The sequence below is a fragment of the Rathayibacter sp. AY1B8 genome, assembly GCF_002932775.1.
Classification (GTDB): domain Bacteria; phylum Actinomycetota; class Actinomycetes; order Actinomycetales; family Microbacteriaceae; genus Rathayibacter.
The window spans coordinates 1-18,725 of record NZ_PSWJ01000018.1 but is presented as its reverse complement, the minus strand read 5'-3'; the positions used below and the strand labels follow the sequence as shown (position 1 = coordinate 18,725).

Sequence of the window (18,725 nt, the reverse complement as noted above, 5' to 3'; positions counted from 1 at the left end):
CCTCAGCCCTCGCGCAGGGGGCCGCGGACGATCGAGTCGCCGGAGTGCTCCGGGTCGTCGTCGAACGGCTCCTGGGAGACGTCCACGAGCGGGAACTCGGCGAGGTCGACGTCATCGGGCACGGCGAAGACGCCGTCGGTCCCGTCGAGCACGCCGAGCCCGACCAGCCCGGAGGCGTCGGCGGCGAGGAGCCAGACCTCCCGGTACGAGTCGTCCGCGCTCTGCGCATCGAGGTGCACGTGCAGGCGGCGGGTGCCGTCGGCGTCCTCCAGCTCGGCGGTTCCGCTCGCTCCCTGCCAGTCGGGGAAAGCGGCGAGATCAGCGCGCGCCACGACGGCGGCGGTGTCGTCGCTCCGCGAGGCCTGCCACCAGGCTCCGCCCGCGACCCCGATGACGAGCGCGCCGAGAGCTGCCAGAACGGCGCTCAGAGCGCGGGGCCGGCGGCGGCGCGCGGGACGGTGCCGTCCCCGGGGAAGTGCGAGCGGAGGCGGCACGGCAGCCGCCGACGACGGAAGGGCGCCGGGCCCGAGGTCGCCGAGGGCGAGCTCCTCGCGGATGCGGTCCCAGACGATCGCGGGCGGCGCCTCCAGCTCGACAGCACGGCTCGCACGGCCCAGGCCCGCGGCGTGGCCGAGCTCGACCAGCTGCCGGGCGCAGTCGGGGCAGTCGCGCAGGTGGGCCTGCTCGGCGTCGCTCGAGTGCTCGCCGAGGGCGAGCAGGGCGAGCTCGTCGGGATCGAGGTGGGTCATGTGCTGCTCACCTCCAGGCGGGAGCGGAGCCGGTCGAGGCTGCGGCGGATGTGGCTCTTGACGGTACCGAGCGGCAGGCCGGTGCGCTCGGCGATCTCGGTGTGGGTGAGGTCCTCGTAGAAGGCGAGGCCGATCACCCGCCGGGGGACGGGATCCAGGCGGGCCAGCTCGTCGGCGATCAGGATCCGCGCCTCGAGGTCGACAGGGGCCTCCCCCTCCTCGACCGGGGTGACGGCGACGAGGGCCTCGGTGAGCCTCCGCTCGCGCGCCCGGGCCTCGTGCGCGTCCGCGATCCTCCTCCGGGAGATCCCGACCAGCCAGGCTCCGAGAGCCGCCCGTCCGGGGTCGAAGCCCGAGCGCGAGGTCCAGGCCGAGACGAACACGCGCTGCACCACGTCCTCCGCGTCGCCGCGGTCGCCGAGCGAGCGCAGCGCCAGCGTGAAGACCAGCGGCGACCAGCGCGAGTACGCCTCGGCGAGCGCCGCCTCCTCCCCTGCGGCGAAGCGGCGGCCGAGCCGGGCCACGAGAGCGCTGTCGGCCTCGGCGCCGTCGGCGGGCTCGATGGTCTCGATCAGGGGATCCCTCCAGGGCTGCGGGGAGCGCTGCCGCCCGGGGGCGTGCGGCGCTGCGAGGCTCATCGTACGTCGCTGAGGCTCGGGCGGGCGGATCAGCCGGCCGGGACGGCCGTGACCACCACGTTGCTGAGGTAGTGGCGGGTGTCGTAGTCGAAGTCGCCGCCGCAGGTGATCAGGACCAGCCGCGGCGGTCCGTCGGCGGCGAACACGGCCGAGAGGTCGACCGTGGTCTTCTCCGTGGTCTCCACCGTCGAGACGGTGTACGCGCTCTCCGCGCCGTCCGCGCCGGTGAGGGTCACGGTCTGGCCCGGGACCGCCTTCTTCAGCTCGACGAACGGCCCGAGGCCGTAGGCGAGGGAGTCGACGTGCGCGGCGATCACGACCGTGCCCTCCGGCTCGTCGAGGCCGGCGCCGAAGCGGTACCAGCCGGCGACCTGCGTGTCGGGCACGAGCTCCATCGTGCCGTCGTCCGCGACTCCGACCGGCTCGACGGCCATGTCGACGGGGAGCCCCTCGACGACGAGCCGCTCGGGAGCGAGCGCGGTGGGGGCGGGGGTCGCGCCGAGCCGGGCGTCCGCCACCGGGACGGACGGCACCGCTTCCGGCGGGGCCGCCGTGGGCGAGGAGGGGACCGTGGCCGGCACCGGCTGCTGGGGCGCCGAGGAGACGGCGGCGGGAGCGGGCTCCACCCGGGACTCCTGCGCCGCGCATCCGGCGAGACCGGCACCGGCCACGATCAGCCCGACCACGGCGAGGACGCGCAGAGGGAAGGGGCTCCGGCTCATGGCGTCCTCCTGGGTCGTGGTCGGGGGTGCCGGGACGGCCGCGCTCCAGCACGGCCGACCCGGCGGTCGGTTCCTCGGGTCAGCGACGCGAGGCGGCGGTGCGGCGGCCGATCAGCACGGCGCCGGCGGCGGCGAGGGCGGCGAGCAGTGCTCCGCCCCACCAGCCCGCGGCGGCGTCGGGGCGGTTGTCCGCGGCGAGGCCGGCCTCACCGGCGGGGACGCCCGACGGCGAGGAGTGCAGTCCGTCGATGGTCTGCGTCGCGAGAGCGAGGTTGCCCTTCTCCAGGCTGCCCCAGGCGTAGACGATCGTGTTCACGCCCTCCTGGACCTGCACGTCGGCCGGGCCGATGACCGGCGCGGTGGTCCCGGTCGCGGCGACCACGGTCGAGATCGTGGCCGGGGCGAGGTTCAGCACGCCCTCGTTCGGGTTCGTCACGTTCGTCAGGACGGGCGACCCTCCGGCGAGGATGTCCACGGCCGGAGCGGCGGCGATGTGGCGGACCGTGAGCCGGCCCTCGCCCGCGGCGGTCTTCGAGATGTCGTTGGTGAAGAGGGTCGCGGTGGGGGTGTTGTCGGGCTTGAGGTGCGCCGCGACGGTGTAGCTCTTCCCCGCCTCGAGGCTGATGTCGATCGGGCCGATCACGGGGGCGCTGGCGTCCGCGGCGGTGGAGGCCGTGATGGCGACCTTGTAGGTGCCGGTGGGGAGGTCGAGCGGGCCGGCGAGCGAGCCGGGGGTGAAGTCGTCGAGCGTCAGCTTGCCGTCGACGTAGACGTCGACCGGGGTGTCGGGGACGGCGTGCAGGACCGAGAGGTCGGCCGAGTCGGCGTCGGCGGCGGCGGCGGGCGTGGCGGCGATGCCGACGACGGCCAGGGTTCCGATGCAGGCACCGGCGAGCAGGCTGCGGGAGAAGCGGGAGGTGGTCACGGTGTTCCTCTTTCACGATGGGACCCGCGAGGGGTCGGGGGGTGGTCGAGAAGGGCCTTCACCACTACTTCCGCCCGAGGCGCCTCCTCGGATGCACCCGGTCTGAGATTCCTCGAAAGAATTCCTGCCGGACGCTTCGAGGGCCCCTCGCGGCGCTGGCCCGAGCGCCCGTGCCGGGCTAGCCTCCGACCAGGAGGTGCGGAGGATGGGCAGGCGCGGCGTGGTCCTCCTCCTCGCCGCCGCGGCGCTCACCACGGCGGCGGTCGCGGGCGTGCACGGCTCCCTCGCCCCCTGGGCGCCGGTCGCCGACCAGGCCGCCGCCGCCTTTGACGCCCCCGCCCAGTGCGACGACGCCCGGGAGCTGCTGGCCGCCTCGTCCGCCTTCGAGGGCGGAGCGGGCGTGCCGGCCGGCCACCTCGTGGCCTGCCTCGACGAGGACCACCGGCGCCTCACGATCCACAACCGCACCCCCGTCGTCTGGAGTCTCGGCGACTCCTCGGTGCGGGGCGTGACGAGCGGGACGGACGGAGTGACGGGTCTGCTGAGCCTGCACGCGTCGCAGTCCTCCTCCGGGCTGCTCCTCGCACCCGGATCGGCGGCCTCGGTCTCCGCCGGCGAGGGGAGGATCCGACCGCGGCCCGACGAGCCCTCGACCCGGCTGCAGCTCGCGCTCACCGCGGTGGTCGCGGCTCAGGATCAGGCGATCGGCCCCTCCGCCGGTCCCGACAGCATCATCCGCGGCGCCGCGCTCACCTGCGCGGTCGTGGTCGCGGAGTCGGACACCGGCTGGCGGGTGACCTCGCCGCGGGCTCTCGCCGCGGCGGCCGAGGACCCGGTGTGCGCGCGCGACTGGGGCCGCGCCCAGCGCAGCGCGGCGGCCTGGCGGATCGCCCTGCCCGGGCTCGTCGACGCCGTGGAGGCTCCCGGCCGCCCCGAGGAGGACACGGCGCTCCAGCGGGCCGCGGCCGACTGGTTCTCGGCCTCGAGCGGCTACTCGTGGGGCGGGGTCGACCGCCCCGCTCCCCTGCCCTGACCGGCGCCGCGCGCCTCGTCCGCCCGGGAACGCGAACGGGCCGCCCTCCGCGAGGAGGACGGCCCGTTCGGCAAGAAGTTCGCGGTGTCATCGAGACCGCGCCCTGCTCCGGGAGGAGCTAGCGGCGCAGACCGAGACGCTCGATCAGCGAGCGGTAGCGGTTGATGTCCACATCCGACAGGTAGCCGAGGAGTCGACGACGCTGACCCACGAGCAGCAGCAGACCACGACGCGAGTGGTGGTCGTGCTTGTGCTCCTTGAGGTGCTCGGTGAGGTCCTTGATCCGCTTGGTCAGGACGGCCACCTGCACCTCGGGGGATCCGGTGTCACCGGGGTGGGTCGCGTACTCTTCGATGATCGCCTTCTTGACATCTGCTTCGAGTGCCATATATGGGATCCCCTCTCTCTCGTTGCGCGGTGCCCGGCGCCTGATGCGTGGGCTCTCTTGATCCGCGGCCGTCGAACGGCAACCGGACGACTCTACCAGAGGGAGGGCGGTATCAGGAGCCGGTGGCCCGGTTCCAGAGTACGACGAGCCACGGCGAGACCAGCAGCTGCCAGTAGACGAGCACGAGGACGTTGAGGACCACGCCGATCCAGCCGGCGATCGGCGGACGCTTCTCGCGACGCCGGGCGCGGAGGGTGGAGACGGCGAGCAGGATCCCGGCGAGCAGGACCGCGTGCACGAGCGCGGTGTAGAGCACGCCGACCAGCAGGTCGCTGACGGCCTGGTCGCCCGGGTAGGCGCCGAGCGAGATCAGGGCGTACCAGACGAAGAACGACAGCGGGACCGCGAGGACGGCCAGGAGGACCGAGACGATCCCGGCTCCGTAGCGGCGGAGGAACCCGCGAGCTCCCGAGGCCGTGGCACCGGTCCGAGCGGCTCCGGCGCGGACGCCGCCCGTGGAGCTGCGCCGACCGCCCGTGGCGGCCGCCGCGCGACGCGCGCCCGCCTCGGCGGCGGTGCGGATCGAGCGTCGCGAGGGGGCGGCTCCGGCTGCTCGCGGGGCAGGAGGACCCTGACGCCCGGGCGCGCCGTCGGATGACGTGCTCATGCCTCTCACCCTAGGGGATGACCCCTGAGCCCCCGGATCGGCGCGACGCGGCCCGCCGGGGCGGCGGAGTCAGCAGAATGGAGCGAGTGAGCCAGACCCCCCGCGCCCCCCGGCGCAGCCACGTCCTCGACGTCTCCCCCCTCCGCGAGTCCCCGGCTTTCGCCCGGCTCTGGGCCGGCAACGTGGTCTCGGGCATCGGCGGCCAGATGACGATCGTCGCGGTCGGCCTGCACATCTACGAGCTCACCGGATCGACCCTCGCGGTCGCGCTGGTCGGCGTGGTGGCGCTGGTCCCGACCGTGATCGCCGGCCTCTACGGCGGGATGCTCGCCGACGCGTTCGACCGCCGCCTGGTGCTCCTGCTCGCCGCGGTCGTGGCCTGGGGCTCGACCGCGGGGATCGCGGCCCTCGCCTGGCTCGGCGCCGAGACCCCGCTCTCCCTCTACGTGCTCACCGCCGTGAACGCGGTGGCGACGACGGTGATCGTGACCATCCGGATGACGCTGGCTCCGCGGCTGCTCCGCACCGAGCTGGTCCCCGCCGCCGCCGCGCTGGGCGGCATCGCGAGCGGAGTCGAGGTGACCGTGGGGCCCGCCCTCGCCGGCGTGCTGGTCGCCTCCTCCGGCTTCGCGATCACGTACACGATCGACGTCGTGCTGTTCCTCGCCGCGTTTCTCGGCATCGCGGGGCTGCCGGCGCTCGTGCCCGAGGGCGAGCGGCAGCGGCCGGGGCTGGAGTCCCTCCGCTACGGCCTGGGCTTCCTGAAGGGCGCCCCGAACATCCGGATGTCCTTCCTGGTCGACATCGTGGCCATGACCTTCGGACAGCCGCGCGTGGTCTTCCCGGCCGCCGCCGCCGTGCTGCTCGGCGGAGGCGCGGTGACGGTGGGCGCCCTCACGGCCGCGTTCGCGGTCGGGGCGCTGATCAGCGGCGTCTTCTCCGGCCGGCTCACCGGGGTCCGCCGACAGGGCCTCGCGATCGGCCGCTCGATCCAGGTGTACGGAGCGTTCGTGGTCGCGTTCGGCGCGGTCCTGCTCGGTGCCGCATTCGTGCAGCACGACGCGTCGGCGCCGAACGCGGTGCTCATCGCGCTGGCGGCGGTCGCCCTGGCCGGCGCGGGCGCCTCCGACAACGTCAGCTCGATCTTCCGGCAGACGATGCTGCAGACCGCGGTCCCCGACAACATGCGGGGTCGGCTCCAGGGCGTGTTCATCGTCGTGGTGACGGGCGGCCCGCGGGTCGGCGACCTCTACACGGGACTGCTCGCCTCGCTCGCGCTGCTCTGGCTGCCGCCGCTCGCGGGCGGGCTCGCGATCATCGCGATCCTCGCCGCGGTGCTGCGACTCCGACCGGGGTTCCGTGGGTACGACGCCCTGCACCCGACGGCCTGAGCGGAGGGGCGTCTCCCTCGAGCCGGATGGGACAGCGCGCCCGCCCGCTCGGCTCAGGCCGGCGGACGGGCGCGCCGGGGATCAGTCGCCGGAGGCCGCGTCGGCGCCGCCGCCGTCGGTCAGCCGGTCGTCCGAGACCAGTCCGCTGTCGTCGTCGCGGCCCTCGACCCGCACCGGGCGGTAGACGTGGAAGCCGTCGTCGTCGGGCTCCAGCTCCCAGACCACCTCGACCTCCTCGCCGTCGATGTCGGCCAGGCGGGTGAAGGAGCGCTGCGGGGAGCCGTCGATCATCTCGAGGCGGATGCTCTCCTGCTCCGCTCCGCTGTCGAGGATGGCGGTGTACGTCGATTCGGTGTCCATGCCTCGACGCTAGACACGCGCGGGGAGGCGTCGCCACCCCTTGCGGCGGCGCACGGTCCGCGTAGCGTCGGCACCATGACCGACACCGACATCACTCCCGCCGACTCCGACGACCGCGAGCAGATCACCGAGATGGTGAAGAGCGCCGGGATCGGGCTCCTCACCACCGTCAACGCCACCGGGCAGCTCGTCAGCCGTCCGCTCAAGGCCCAGGACATCGACTTCGACGGCGAACTGTGGTTCTTCACGCAGGACCCGTCGCCCAAGGTCGACGACATCCGCGCGAACCCGAGCGTCAACGTCGCGTTCGAGTCGAAGAAGGGCTACCTGTCGGTGGCCGGCTCGGCGACCGTCGTGCACGACCCGGCGAAGGTGGACGAGCTGTGGTCCCCGGCCGTCGCCGGCTGGTTCCCCGACGGCAAGGACGACCCGACCGTCGCGCTGATCCGCGTCGAGGCCGAGACCGTCGAGCTGTGGGCGACCGACGAGCCGCGTCCGGTCGTGCTGTTCAAGGTCCTCAAGGCCGCCGTCACCGGCGGACAGCCCGACATCGGCGAGAACCGCACCGTCTCCTTCGAGTGATCCCTCCCCCCGGGGCGCCGCCGGGGCGCGGCGCCTCGCGGGGAATGGCGTCAGGCGCCGCCGAAGCGCTCGGTGCGGACGCGCTCGGGCGCGTGGCCCTGCTCGACCAGGGCGGTGGCGACGGCCTCGACGAACGAGGTCGGGCCGCACACGTAGACGGTCGGCTCGAGCGAGGCCGGCAGAGCCGCCTCGGCGAGCAGCTCCGGAGTGACGCGGCCGGCCGGACGCGCCGCTCCCGCCGGCGCCACCCGGGTGAAGACGTGGTCCACCGCGACTCCGCCCGTCGCGGCCGGCAGCTCGGCGAGCGCCGCCAGCTCCTCGCGGTAGTAGGCGAAGACGGGCGAGCGGACCGAGTAGAGCAGCTGCATCCGCGCCGCGCTCCCGGACCGGGCGTGCTCGCGCGCCATCGCCATCAGCGGCACCACGCCGCTCCCGCCCGCGATCAGCTGCACCGGCTCCGCCTGCTCCGGACGCCAGACGAACCAGCCGCCGATCGGACCGCGGATCTCGAGCCGGTCGCCCGCTTCGAGGCCGTCGACCAGGTACGGGGAGACCTCCCCGTCGTCCAGCCGCTCGACCGCGAGCTCGACCCGCTCCCCGTCGGCCGGGGCGCCGATCGAGTAGGAGCGGCTCGCCTGGTAGCCGTCTGGCGCGGTGAGGCGCACGTCGAGGTGCTGCCCCGCCAGGTGGCCCGGCCACCCGGGCACGCGGAGCACCAGGAGGCGCGACGTGGGCGTGAGCGGCGCGACCGACTCGGCCACCGCCTCCGTCCACATCACCAGTAGCGCTCCTCTTTCCAGGGGTCCCCGTGCATGTGGTAGCCGTTCTGCTCCCAGAAGCCGGGCTCGTCGCCGGGCATCAGAAGGAGCGTCCGCACCCACTTCGCGCTCTTCCAGAAGTAGAGGTGCGGCACCAGGAGCCGGGCGGGGCCGCCGTGCTCGGCCGCGAGGGGCTTCCCCTCGAACTCGGTGACGACCCAGGCCCTGCCGCCTCGGATCTCGGCGAGCGGGAGGTTCGTCGTGTAGCCGCCGAAGCTCTGCGCCATGACGAAGCCGGCGTCCGTCTCCAGGCCCTCCAGCAGCGTGTCGACCGAGACGCCGCGCCAGCTGGTGCCGAGCTTCGACCACCGGGTCACGCAGTGGATGTCGGTGTGCACGTCCTCGTGCGGAAGCGCGTCGAACTCCTCCCGGTTCCAGCGGCGGACGCCCGCGGGGCCGCCGTCGATGGAGAAGGCCCACTCGTGGATGTTCGGGGTGGGCCCGATCGAGAGGACGGGGAAGCCGTTCTCGAGGTGCTGGCCCGGCGGGAGGTCCGGGTCCGTCTCCCTCTTGCCGAAGAAGCCCCGCGTGATGATGCCCATGTCCGCCCTCGTCGTCCTCGGGGCCTGGCCCCGGATCGCTGGAAACCGCTCGTCGCGCTCACGCTACCGCTCGGCGCTACCGCATGCGGGCCCGCCGGGCGAGCCCGGGACCGTGTCGGACGTCGGTGCCAGGATCGGGGCATGAGACGAACCGTCGTGCCGCCGTACCTCCTCGTCCGCATCGCCCGCCTCGACGATCCGGCCTTCGCCCGGGCCGCGCGGGCCGCGAGCCGCTCGCTCGAGCAGGACGTGCCGTTCCGGCGCGTCCGGCCCGGAGAGCCCGCGCCCGACCGCGGGGCGCCGACCGCCGCCGCGACGTCCTCGCCGCGCACCCGCGTGCAGTCCCTCCAGCGCACCATCGCGGACGCGCGGACCGAGGAGACCCTGCCCGGCACGGTCGTCCGCCGCGAGGGCGAGGCGGCCACGGGGGACGCGGCCGTCGACGAGGCGTACGACGGCCTCGGCGCGATGTCGGCCTTCCTGCAGGGTGCGTACGGCCGCGACTCGATCGACGACGCCTGGCTCCCGCTCGACGCGACCGTGCACTTCGGCGACGACTACGACAACGCCTTCTGGGACGGCTCGCGGATGGTCTTCGGCGACGGGGACGGCCAGGTGTTCCGCCGCTTCACCGTCTCGCAGAGCGTGATCGGCCACGAGCTCGCCCACGGCATCACCGAGTACACGGCGAACCTCGTCTACCGCGGCCAGTCCGGAGCGCTCAACGAGTCGGTCTCGGACGTGTTCGGAGCCCTGCTGGAGCAGTACGGCGCGGGCCAGAGCGCCGACGAGGCGAGCTGGCTGATCGGCGAGGGGCTCTTCACCGACGAGGTGCAGGGCACGGCCCTGCGGTCGATGATCGCCCCCGGCACCGCCTACGACGACGACGTCCTCGGCTCCGACCCGCAGCCGGGCTCGATGGCCGACTACGTCGAGACCGACGACGACAACGGCGGAGTGCACATCAACTCGGGGATCCCCAACCGCGCGTTCGCCGTGGCGGCGACGACCCTCGGCGGGAAGGCGTGGGAGCGCGCTGGGCAGGTCTGGTACGACGTGCTGACCGGGGGCGTCCTCACCGCGACGGCCGACTTCGAGGCGTTCGCGGCGCTCACCGTGCGGGCCGCCGCCGAGCGCTACGGATCCGGCTCCGAGGTCGAGGCCGCCGTGCGCACCGGCTGGACGACGGTCGGCGTGACGCTGTCCGCCTGAGCCGGTCCGCTCGAGGGCGGAGGCGGGTAGCATCGCGCGCATGGACGTCATCGTGTCGCGCAGCGGCGGAGTCGCCGGCCTCCGCCGGGTGTGGCGGGTCGACGTCGAGCAGCAGCCCGACGAGCGCGCCTGGCGCGACCTGCTCGGCTCGCTCCCCTGGGACGCCGCCGACGGCGAGTCCCCCGGCCGGGCCGACCGCTTCGTCTACGAGATCCGTGTGCAGACGCACCATGTCCGCCTCGGCGAGACCGAGCTCGACGGAGCCTGGCGCGAGCTGGTCGACCGCGTGAAGAAGGCGCAGCCCCGTTAGGAGCTGCGCCTTCGTCGTGTGCTCGGAGCTACTCGGTGCCGAGCAGGTCGATCACGAAGATCAGGGTCTTGCCGGAGAGCGGGTGCCCTCCACCGGCCGGGCCGTACGCCAGCGCGGGCGGGCAGATCAGCTTGCGGCGGCCGCCGACCTTCATCCCCGGGATGCCCTGCTGCCAGGCGCGGATGAGGTTGTTGAGGGGGAAGTTGATCGACTGGTCGCGGCTCCAGGAGGAGTCGAACTCCTCGCCGGTGTCGTACTCGACGCCGAGGTAGTGGACCTCGACGGTCGAGCCGGGCTGCGCCTCGGCGCCGTCGCCGACGACGATGTCCTCGACGACGAGGGTGTCGGGGGCCGGGCCCTCAGGGGCGTCGACCTCGGGCTTGGTCAGGTTCTCGCTGCTCATGCCTCGATCCTACGGCGCTCGGGAGCGGAGTCTGGGAGCGGGCTGCGAGCACTCACTCCACGAGCGTGAGGCGCTGCGTCGGCCGGGTCATCGCGACGTAAAGCGATGCGGCGCCGCGCTCGCCGGTCTGCGCGATGAGGCGCGGCCGGGCGATGATCACGGAGTCGAACTCGAGCCCCTTGGCGTCGTTCGTCGACAGCACGGCGATCGCGCGGTCGAGCCCGGTCGCTCCGCGGCCCACCTCCCGGCCGAACCGCTCCTCGAGGCGCTCGGCGATCGGGGCGAGGTCGTCGTCGGGCGCGATGACCGCGAGCGTCCCCTCCGCCTCGATCGCCCGGTCCTCGACGACGGCCCCCAGCACCCGCTCGGCGAGGCTCGCGTCGCCGCGGTCGCGGATCGTCTGCACCGGCCACTCGGTGGAGCGCACGGCCTCCCCCGGCGTGATCTCCAGCCCGTTCTCGCGCGCCGTCCGCTCGGCGAAGGCGACGATCTGCGCGGGCGTGCGGTAGTTGACCGTCAGCTCCTCCAGGCGCCACGGCGCCGCCTCCACTCCCCGGCCCTGGCGGCCGAAGGTGTCGCGGAGCGCGGCGTCCCAGCTCGAGGCGGCGGAGGCGCCGGACGCCTGCGCGACGTCGCCCACGATCGTGAACGAGCGCATCGGGCAGCGGCGCAGCAGCACCCGCCACTGCATCGGCGAGAGCTCCTGCGCCTCGTCGACCACGACGTGCCCGTAGGTCCAGGTGCGGTCGGCCGCGGCCCGCTCGGCGGTGGTGCCGAGCACCGAGCGCTCGGCGAAGCCGGCCGCGAGGTCCTTGGCATTGACGAGGCCGTCGACGCCCATGTTGCGGATGGCGGCCTCCGCGTTCTCGACGTCGCGCTTGCGCTGCTCCTTCTCGGCCTTCTTCGAGGCGTCGGCGTGGTCGTCGTAGGCGCCGAGCAGCTCCGCGGCCTCGTCGAGCAGCGGTACGTCGGAGACCGTGAACGGAGCGTCGCGGTCGCGGCGGAGGAGGGAGCGCTGCGCGGCGTTCCAGCGCGGCGTGAGCGTCGCGAACCAGTTCGGACGGGCGTAGAGGTCCTGCAGCAGCTTCTCGGGGGTCAGCGGGATCCACGCGGTGTTGAGAGCGACGCGGACGTCGTGGGCGGTCCGCACGTCCTCGCGCAGCACCGCCTCGTCGGCCTCGTCGACCGTGCTGCCGTGGCTCCGCAGCTGATCGGCGAGCTGGCGGGTGAGCTGCGAGAGCAGCGTCTTGACGAAGGAGACGCGCGCCTCGTTGTGCGGCTTGCGGGTGTCGCGCGCCCGGGTGATCGCGCGCTCCACGTCCTGCGGCTCCAGACGGAGCTTCTCGCCGTTGACGTCGAGCACCTGGGTCTCGGCCGGGACGGTCTGGCGGGAGCGGACCGCGCGCTTGAGCAGCTCCGCCATCCGCGCCGAGCCCTTCACGCGGGCGACCGCGGGCACGTCCTCCTCGACGAGGTCGAGGCCCGGGTAGAGCTGGCCGAGCGTCGAGAGGACGACGCCCGTCTCACCGAGCGAGGGCAGCACCGCCTCGATGTAGCGGAGGAAGGAGCGTGAGGGGCCGACCACGAGCACGCCGGAGGAGGCGATGCGGTCTCGGTAGGAGTACAGGAGGTAGGCGGCCCGGTGCAGGGCGACGGCGGTCTTGCCGGTGCCCGGCCCGCCCTGCACGACGAGCACGCCGCGCAGCTCGGACCGGATGATGCGGTCCTGCTCGCTCTGGATGGTCGCGACGATGTCGTGCATCCGGCCGGTGCGCTGCGCACCGAGGGCCGCCATGAGCGCGCCCTCGCCCTGCAGCACGGTGCCCTCGCGCAGCAGCTCCTCGTCGAAGACCTCGTCCTCGAAGCGGAGGACCTCGCGGCCCCGAGTGGTGAGGTGGCGCCGGGCGCGCGTCCCCATCGGCCGGGCGGCGGTGGCCTGGTAGAACGCGGCCGACTGCGGGGCGCGCCAGTCGAGCAGCAGCGTGTCCTGCTCCTCGTCCCTCAGGCCGATCCGGCCGATGTAGCGGTGCTCGGCGTCGGCGTCCGCGAGCGTCAGCCGGCCGAAGGCGAGCCGGTCGTCGGCGCCGGTGAGCGAGCGGATGCGGTCCTCGTAGAGCCGCGCGTACGCGTCGCGCTCGGAGCGGCTCTGGTGGTTGCCGCCGACGCTCTCGATGCGAACGGTGTCCAGAGCCTCGCGGGCCTGGGCGATCAGCTCGTCGAGGCGGGCGTAGAGCGCCGCCACGTAGTCGCGCTCCCGAGAGAGCTCGGTGGCCTGCACAGTGCTGCCGTCCGTCATCGTCCGCCTTCCGAGGGTCCGCCGCCGCGGGCCGGGAGGCGCGGGATGCGCTCCGGGGGCCGCGGGAAAACAGGCGGTCCAGTCTACCGAGCGATCCGAAGCGGCCCGTCCCGACAGCGGGATCCGGATGCCTCTTGCGCTCGGCGCCGCGGAGGAGCATCCTCTCTCTCACGAAGAGCTCGACGCCCCGTCCGAGCAGCCGGCCCTGCCGCTGCCGCAGGGCGTCGAGCTCTTTCTCGCGGGAGCCGTCCGCCGTCCGGTCATCGACCGGGAAGAGAACCGGACGGCCCCGCGTTGCACGCTCCATGGCCACTCCGAGCAGCAGCGTCACCGCCCCCTCCCGCGCCTCGATCGACCTCACGGAGTCGGCGCGCGCCGGCTGGGAGTCGTGGCTCGCCCGACGCGTCGAGCGCGTCACCGGACCCCGGGGCGATCTCGCCCTCGTCGAGACGCGCTGGCTCGAGCCCGCCGAGAGCATCGACGACGAGCAGGCGCTGGCCGGCTACGGCCCCTCGGCGACCCTGACGCGGATGCGCCGCGAGAACCTCGACACCGGCGAGCCGGAGTACGGCTACCGCGTCTGGGACGCGGCCTCCGACGGCATCCGCTCCTTCGACGCCATCGAGACCTTCCCGTTCGACGCCGCCTGGGTGCTCGAGGCGTGGTTCGAGCCGGTCGCCGAGGACCGCACCGTCCCGTTCGAGCACCTGCGCGACAACGGCGCCACCCGCGAGCTCGTCGTGCCCGGCGACATCACCTTCTCGCTCGTGGACGACGGGCGCGCCCGCGAGTACACGGTCGCGGCGTTCGACGACGGCGGCACGCTCCTCGTCCCGTTCGGCGATCCGACCAACCGCAGCGACGACCCGGAGCTCGCGAGCTACCCCGTCGGCCGCTTCCTCGTCGTGCAGCGGATCGGCGGCGCGGCCGACGCGGGCACCCCCGGTCCGGTGCTCCTGGACTTCAACCGGGCCTACATCCCGCCGTGCGGCTTCTCGCCCCACTACAACTGCCCGCTGCCGCCCGCGCAGAACCGGCTCGGCGTGCCCGTGACGGCCGGCGAGCGCCGCGTGCGCAGCGCCTCCGCCTAGCGCGCCGGGGCTGAGCGGGGGCGGCCCCGGCTCAGCGGGTGAGCACCGCCCGGCGGGCGACGAGCTCGTCGAGCAGGACCTGCTCGTCGACCGCTCCGGTGCGTCCGCCGCGGCCGAGCAGGAGGTGCTGCCGGTGGTGCGCGAGCCGCGTCGCCGAGCGGAGGAAGTCCCGCATCGCCCGCGGCCGGTCCCCTCCCGCGCTCCGGGCCCAGCGGGCGGCGGTGCGGCGCCCCTCCGCGGTGCCGATCATCCGCACCTCGGCCGGCGAGAGCCAGCCGGCGACGGCGTAGTCGTCGAGCCGCTGGAGCGTCACGCGCCGCTCCTGCCGGCGCAGCAGCACCACCACGACCACGGCGACCGCGAACAGCGGCACCTGGACCACGCCGTAGAAGCCGAACCAGTCGGACACCAGGAACGACGAGCCGTTCCAGAGCGCGTGCAGGAACGCGGCGAGCGCCAGCCCGAGCAGGGCGATGGGCAGCCGCGCAACGGCGGGCCGGTTCGAGGCGAAGCCGAGGGCCGCGCCCGTGCAGGCGGTGAAGAGCACGTGCGCGAAGGGCGAGAGCACCCCACGGAGGAAGAAGGTCACGGCGAGCGAGCCGAGACCGCCCTCCACCAGCGCGCTGCCGAAGTAGAGGATGTTCTCGACGAAGGCGAACCCGGAGGCGACGACGGCCGCGTAGACGATGCCGTCGACGGGTCCGTCGAAGGTCCGGCGCCAGATCAGCAGGACGAGGAGGACGCCGATCCCCTTGGCCGTCTCCTCGACCAGCGGCGCCTGGATCACGGCGCCGACGAAGTCGGATCCGCTCGGCTGCTGCCCGGACGCGTAGACGGCGATCTGCACGCCGAGGTCGACCAGGAGCGCGATCGCGACGGATCCGGCCGCACCCCAGAGGAACGCGAACCACAGGCCCAGCGCGGGCTCCGGCTCCCACCGGTCGACCCAGCGGACGCCCAGCAGAACCACGGTCAGCGGGACGAGGGCGATGACCGCGCAGATCCCCGCGGCGCTGACGCCGAGTCCGAGGACCACGTAGGCGAGCACGAGCAGCAGCAGGATCCCGAGGAGCGCCACGCCGATCGAGCCGAGCACGGTCGGCACGACGGAGGGGCGGGCGGTGGCGGGCGGTGCGGGCGGCGGATAGGCGCTCATGGGGCCGACAGTAGGGCACGGGCGGGGTGCGCTGTCGGCGGTTGACACGCGCCGGGCGCGTGGAGGAGGGCCGGGGTGCGGACGCCCGTGTCCGATTCCCGCTCCTGCTCGACGTCGCCGCGTGCGAGGCTCGAGGCGTGCCCGACTCCGATCCGCTCTTCGAGGAGCGCTACCGCGCCGTCGCCTCCCGCGACTCCCGGTTCGACGGGCGGTTCCTGACCGGCGTGCACTCCACCGGCATCTACTGCCGTCCGAGCTGCCCCGCCATCACGCCGCGGCGCGCGAACGTGCGCTTCTACCCGACGGCCGCCGCCGCGCACGAGGCGGGGCTCCGCGCCTGCAAGCGCTGCCTGCCGGACGCCGTCCCCGGCTCCCCCGAGTGGAACCTGCGCGACGACACGGCGGCGCGCGCCATGCGTTTGATCGCCGACGGAGTGGTCGACCGCGAGGGGGTCGAGGGGCTGGCCGCCCGGCTCGGCTACGGCGCGCGCCACCTCGGCCGCATCCTGCGCGAGGAGCTGGGCGCGCCTCCGCTGGCCCTCGCTCGCGCCCAGCGCGCCCAGACCGCCCGGCTCCTGCTCACGAGCACCGACCTGCCCGTGTCCGACGTCGCCTTCGCCGCCGGCTTCACGAGCATCCGGCAGTTCAACGCGACCCTGGCGGAGGTGTACGAGCGGACCCCGACGGCCCTGCGCGCCTCGGCCCGCGGCACGCGCTCCGAGGCGAGCGTCCACGACGGCGCGACCACGCTGGAGCTCCGGCTGGCAGTGCGGGCTCCGTTCGATCCCGGGGTGCTCGACGTGCTCGGCGGCACCGCGCTCCCGGGCATCGAGGAGGCGTCCCCCGGCGGCTACGCGCGCTCGCTCGTCCTGCCCGGGGGCGCGGCGCTGATCCGGCTGGCGGCGGACGGGGAGAGCGTCCGCTGCAGCGCGACGCTCGTCTCCGTCGCCGACGTCGGGCCGCTGGTCGCCCGGGTGAGGCGGCTGCTCGACCTGGACGCGGACGCCCGCGCCGTGGACGAGGCCCTCGCGGCCGATCCCGCACTCGCTCCGAGCGTCGCCGCCCGCCCCGGTGTCCGCGTGCCCGGCTCCGTCGATCCGGCCGAGACGCTGGTGCGCGCGCTGCTCGGCCGGCGGGAGGCCGCACGGCTGGTCGCGGCGCTCGGCGCGACGCTCCCGGAGTCCGTGGCGAGCGGATCGATCGCACGCGCCTTCCCCTCCCCCGCGGTGATCGCCGAGCACGCCGCCGACGTGCTCCGCGGATCCGCCGACGTGCTGGTGCGGACCTGCACGCTGCTCGCCGAGGGAGCCCTGCGGCTCGACGCCGACCGGGAGGAGCTCGCCGAGCAGCTGCTGGCGGTCCCCGGGATCGACGCGGCCACGGCGGCCGAGGTGGCGCAGCGGGCGACCGGAGATCCGGACGTCCTGCTCACAGGGGATCCCGTGCTCCGGCGGGGCGCGGCGGCGCTCGGCCTGCCCGCCGGCGAACGCGGGCTGGCCGAGGCCGGGCGCCGCTGGGCGCCCTGGCGCAGCTACGCCGGGGCGCGCCTCGCGGCCGCGGTCACGCCTCCGGCGCGGGGTCGATGATCGGGAGCGCCGCGGTCATCGCCTCGATGCCCGAGAGTCGGGCCGGCGAGATGAGCCTCATGACCTCTTCGCGCGACATCAACCCCGCCTCGACCACCAGGTCGGCGATGTTGCGGCCGGTCGCGAGGGCGGCCTTCGCGAGGGCGGCGGACGCGGTGTACCCGATGCTCGGCGTGAGCGCCGTCACGACCCCGACCGAGGAGGCGACCATGGCCTCGAGCCGGTCGACGTTCGCGGTGATGCCGTCGATGCAGTTCTCGCGGAGCGTCCTGCAGGCCTGCGTCATCCAGGTGATGCTCTGCAGCAGCGAGTGCGCGATCACCGGCTCGAAGGCGTTGAGCTGGAGCTGACCCGCCTCGGCCGCCATCGTGACCGTGACGTCGGCCCCGGCCACCGAGTAGGCGACCTGGTTGACCACCTCGGGGATGACCGGGTTCACCTTGCCGGGCATGATGCTGGATCCCGCCTGGCGCGGAGGCAGGTTGATCTCGCCGAAGCCGGCCTGCGGGCCCGAGGAGAGGAGCCTCAGGTCGTTGCAGATCTTGGACAGCTTGATCGCGGAGCGCTTGAGCGCGCTCGAGAACGACATGAAGACGCCGGTGTCGCTCGTCGCCTCGACGAGGTCCTGCGCCATCTCGAGGTCGAGGTCGGTGATCTCGTTGAGGTGGCGGACAGCGGCCGCGCCGTAGCGCGGATCGGCGGTGATGCCTGTGCCGATCGCGGTGGCTCCGATGTTGACCTCGGCGAGCAGCCAGATGGTCTCGGAGAGACGGGCGTGGTCCTCGCCGAGGGTCGTCGCGAAGCCGTGGAACTCCTGGCCGAGCGTCATCGGCACCGCGTCCTGCAGCTGCGTGCGGCCGACCTTCAGGACGCTTCCGAACTCGACCGCCTTGCGGGAGAACGACTCGCGCAGCAGCGCCAGCTCGTCGAGCAGGCGGCGCAGCGACCAGGTCATCGCGATCTTGATCGCGGTCGGGTAGACGTCGTTGGTGGACTGGCTGCGGTTGACGTCGTCGAGCGGGTGCAGGTGCGCGTAGTCGCCCCGCTCGAAGCCGCCGATCTCGAGTGCGACGTTGGCGACGACCTCGTTCGCGTTCATGTTCGTCGAGGTGCCGGCGCCGCCCTGGATCACGCCGACCACGAACTGGTCGTGGAACTCGCCGTCGATGATGCGGCGGCACGCGGCGTCGATCAGCTCGGCCTTGGCGGGGGCGAGGCTGCCGAGCTCGGTGTTCGCCCGGGCGGCCGCGAGCTTGACCGTGGCGAGGGACCGGACGAGATCGGGGTAGATCGAGATGGGGCGCTTCGAGATCGGGAAGTTGTCGAGGGCCCGCGCCGTGTGGATGCCCCAGTAGGCCTCGGCGGGGATCTCCATCGAGCCGAGGGAGTCGCTCTCGGTGCGCGTTTCGGGGGTCTCGGTGTCGTCCAGGGCTCTGCCTTCCGGGTCGCGGTCGGGGAGGGTGCTCGGTGCGAGGGTCACGTCCAGCTCCGTTGCTGTCGTCGTGCGGCCCCGGAGGGTGCAGGGGGCTCGCGAACTGCGCGGCCAGCCTATCGCCGGGGCGCGGGGCGGCGGCGGACGCGGGCGCGGAGCGTCCGCTCGGCGGGCGCGGAACGACCGCGCCTCCCGCCGCCGGAGCGGACAGGAGGCGCGGGACGCGGGAAGCGGCGGATCAGCGGTAGTCGCTGCCCGACGCGAGGGCCGCGAGCGGCACGAGCACGACCACGACGAGCACGGCGATCGCGAAGAGCAGGACGAGGCCGAGCATGACGGAGTTGAGCACGATGCCCCAGATCGAGAGCGTGCGGCCGGTCGGCTCCCTCCGCAGGCCCAGGATGCCGAAGACGAGGCCCGCGGC

Annotated in this window: 20 protein-coding genes and 1 pseudogene; 7 read left to right on the top strand and 14 right to left on the bottom strand. The window is 74.0% G+C overall.

Annotated features, from left to right (window positions below):
- Positions 1–2: 2 nt before the first annotated feature.
- The 4 genes from C5C63_RS11505 to C5C63_RS11490 form a co-directional block, all read right to left on the bottom strand.
- Complete coding sequence (locus C5C63_RS11505) at positions 3–749, bottom strand: anti-sigma factor (protein WP_104326086.1); 747 nt, start codon at positions 747–749, stop codon at positions 3–5.
- Positions 746–1,387 (bottom strand): RNA polymerase sigma factor, encoded by a 642-nt coding sequence (locus C5C63_RS11500; protein WP_104226288.1) that lies wholly within the window; start codon positions 1,385–1,387, stop codon positions 746–748. The genes C5C63_RS11505 and C5C63_RS11500 overlap by 4 nt, the downstream gene beginning before the upstream one ends.
- A gap of 29 nt (positions 1,388–1,416) precedes the next feature.
- Positions 1,417–2,109, bottom strand: coding sequence for a class F sortase (locus tag C5C63_RS11495; RefSeq protein ID WP_104292040.1), 693 nt, complete (start codon positions 2,107–2,109; stop codon positions 1,417–1,419).
- A gap of 79 nt (positions 2,110–2,188) precedes the next feature.
- Complete coding sequence (locus tag C5C63_RS11490) at positions 2,189–3,034, bottom strand: DUF4397 domain-containing protein (RefSeq protein ID WP_104224813.1); 846 nt, start codon at positions 3,032–3,034, stop codon at positions 2,189–2,191.
- A gap of 205 nt (positions 3,035–3,239) precedes the next feature.
- Between C5C63_RS11490 and C5C63_RS11485 the strand changes: the two genes are divergently transcribed.
- Positions 3,240–4,067, top strand: coding sequence for a hypothetical protein (locus C5C63_RS11485; protein ID WP_104326085.1), 828 nt, complete (start codon positions 3,240–3,242; stop codon positions 4,065–4,067).
- Positions 4,068–4,185: 118 nt separating this feature from the next.
- On the opposite strand, the gene rpsO is transcribed toward C5C63_RS11485, so the two are convergent.
- Positions 4,186–4,455 (bottom strand): 30S ribosomal protein S15, encoded by a 270-nt coding sequence (gene rpsO, locus C5C63_RS11480; protein WP_068252328.1) that lies wholly within the window; start codon positions 4,453–4,455, stop codon positions 4,186–4,188.
- A gap of 112 nt (positions 4,456–4,567) precedes the next feature.
- Complete coding sequence (locus C5C63_RS11475) at positions 4,568–5,122, bottom strand: hypothetical protein (protein ID WP_104224815.1); 555 nt, start codon at positions 5,120–5,122, stop codon at positions 4,568–4,570.
- 86 nt (positions 5,123–5,208) lie between these two features.
- Between C5C63_RS11475 and C5C63_RS11470 the strand changes: the two genes are divergently transcribed.
- Positions 5,209–6,513 carry an MFS transporter gene (locus tag C5C63_RS11470; RefSeq protein ID WP_258065444.1) on the top strand — a complete coding sequence of 435 codons (1,305 nt, stop codon included), beginning with the start codon at positions 5,209–5,211 and terminating at the stop codon, positions 6,511–6,513.
- A gap of 81 nt (positions 6,514–6,594) precedes the next feature.
- Here C5C63_RS11470 and C5C63_RS11465 read toward each other — a convergent pair whose 3' ends face one another.
- A complete protein-coding gene (locus C5C63_RS11465) occupies positions 6,595–6,873 on the bottom strand; it encodes a hypothetical protein (RefSeq protein WP_104224817.1) in 279 nt (92 codons plus the stop codon).
- Between the two features lie 75 nt (positions 6,874–6,948).
- On the opposite strand from C5C63_RS11465, the gene C5C63_RS11460 reads away from it, so the two are divergent.
- Positions 6,949–7,455, top strand: coding sequence for a pyridoxamine 5'-phosphate oxidase family protein (locus tag C5C63_RS11460; RefSeq protein ID WP_104224818.1), 507 nt, complete (start codon positions 6,949–6,951; stop codon positions 7,453–7,455).
- A 50-nt stretch (positions 7,456–7,505) separates the two neighbouring features.
- Here the strand turns inward: C5C63_RS11460 and C5C63_RS11455 are convergent, their stop codons facing one another.
- Positions 7,506–8,231 carry an FAD-binding oxidoreductase gene (locus C5C63_RS11455; protein WP_104292037.1) on the bottom strand — a complete coding sequence of 242 codons (726 nt, stop codon included), beginning with the start codon at positions 8,229–8,231 and terminating at the stop codon, positions 7,506–7,508.
- On the bottom strand, positions 8,231–8,815 hold the full coding sequence (locus tag C5C63_RS11450; RefSeq protein ID WP_104292036.1) for a molybdopterin-dependent oxidoreductase: 585 nt from the start codon (positions 8,813–8,815) through the stop codon (positions 8,231–8,233). The genes C5C63_RS11455 and C5C63_RS11450 overlap by 1 nt, the downstream gene beginning before the upstream one ends.
- A 141-nt stretch (positions 8,816–8,956) precedes the next feature.
- Here C5C63_RS11450 and C5C63_RS11445 point away from each other — a divergent pair, with 141 nt between their 5' ends.
- Together C5C63_RS11445 and C5C63_RS11440 are read left to right on the top strand one after the other, a co-directional pair.
- Entirely contained in the window at positions 8,957–10,027 is a 1,071-nt protein-coding gene (locus C5C63_RS11445; protein WP_104260613.1) for a M4 family metallopeptidase, read from the top strand.
- A 40-nt stretch (positions 10,028–10,067) separates the two neighbouring features.
- Positions 10,068–10,337 carry a protealysin inhibitor emfourin gene (locus C5C63_RS11440; protein WP_104233246.1) on the top strand — a complete coding sequence of 90 codons (270 nt, stop codon included), beginning with the start codon at positions 10,068–10,070 and terminating at the stop codon, positions 10,335–10,337.
- 28 nt (positions 10,338–10,365) lie between these two features.
- Here C5C63_RS11440 and C5C63_RS11435 read toward each other — a convergent pair whose 3' ends face one another.
- Together C5C63_RS11435 and C5C63_RS11430 are read right to left on the bottom strand one after the other, a co-directional pair.
- The gene (locus tag C5C63_RS11435) at positions 10,366–10,740 is read right to left on the bottom strand and encodes an FKBP-type peptidyl-prolyl cis-trans isomerase (protein ID WP_104224823.1); all 375 of its coding nucleotides are present in this window, start codon (positions 10,738–10,740) and stop codon (positions 10,366–10,368) included.
- A gap of 52 nt (positions 10,741–10,792) precedes the next feature.
- Entirely contained in the window at positions 10,793–13,036 is a 2,244-nt protein-coding gene (locus C5C63_RS11430; RefSeq protein ID WP_104292035.1) for a UvrD-helicase domain-containing protein, read from the bottom strand.
- A 305-nt stretch (positions 13,037–13,341) separates the two neighbouring features.
- Between C5C63_RS11430 and C5C63_RS11425 the strand changes: the two genes are divergently transcribed.
- A complete protein-coding gene (locus C5C63_RS11425) occupies positions 13,342–14,127 on the top strand; it encodes a DUF1684 domain-containing protein (protein WP_104292034.1) in 786 nt (261 codons plus the stop codon).
- Positions 14,128–14,158: 31 nt separating this feature from the next.
- On the opposite strand, the gene C5C63_RS11420 is transcribed toward C5C63_RS11425, so the two are convergent.
- Positions 14,159–15,283 (bottom strand): PrsW family intramembrane metalloprotease, encoded by a 1,125-nt coding sequence (locus tag C5C63_RS11420; RefSeq protein ID WP_104233243.1) that lies wholly within the window; start codon positions 15,281–15,283, stop codon positions 14,159–14,161.
- Between the two features lie 137 nt (positions 15,284–15,420).
- On the opposite strand from C5C63_RS11420, the gene C5C63_RS11415 reads away from it, so the two are divergent.
- Complete coding sequence (locus tag C5C63_RS11415) at positions 15,421–16,869, top strand: DNA-3-methyladenine glycosylase 2 family protein (RefSeq protein WP_181067784.1); 1,449 nt, start codon at positions 15,421–15,423, stop codon at positions 16,867–16,869.
- Here the strand turns inward: C5C63_RS11415 and C5C63_RS11410 are convergent.
- Complete coding sequence (locus tag C5C63_RS11410) at positions 16,844–18,298, bottom strand: aspartate ammonia-lyase (RefSeq protein WP_258065447.1); 1,455 nt, start codon at positions 18,296–18,298, stop codon at positions 16,844–16,846. The genes C5C63_RS11415 and C5C63_RS11410 overlap by 26 nt on opposite strands.
- Before the next feature lie 241 nt (positions 18,299–18,539).
- A pseudogene (locus tag C5C63_RS17075) lies at positions 18,540–18,725 on the bottom strand (hypothetical protein); the annotation flags it as partial.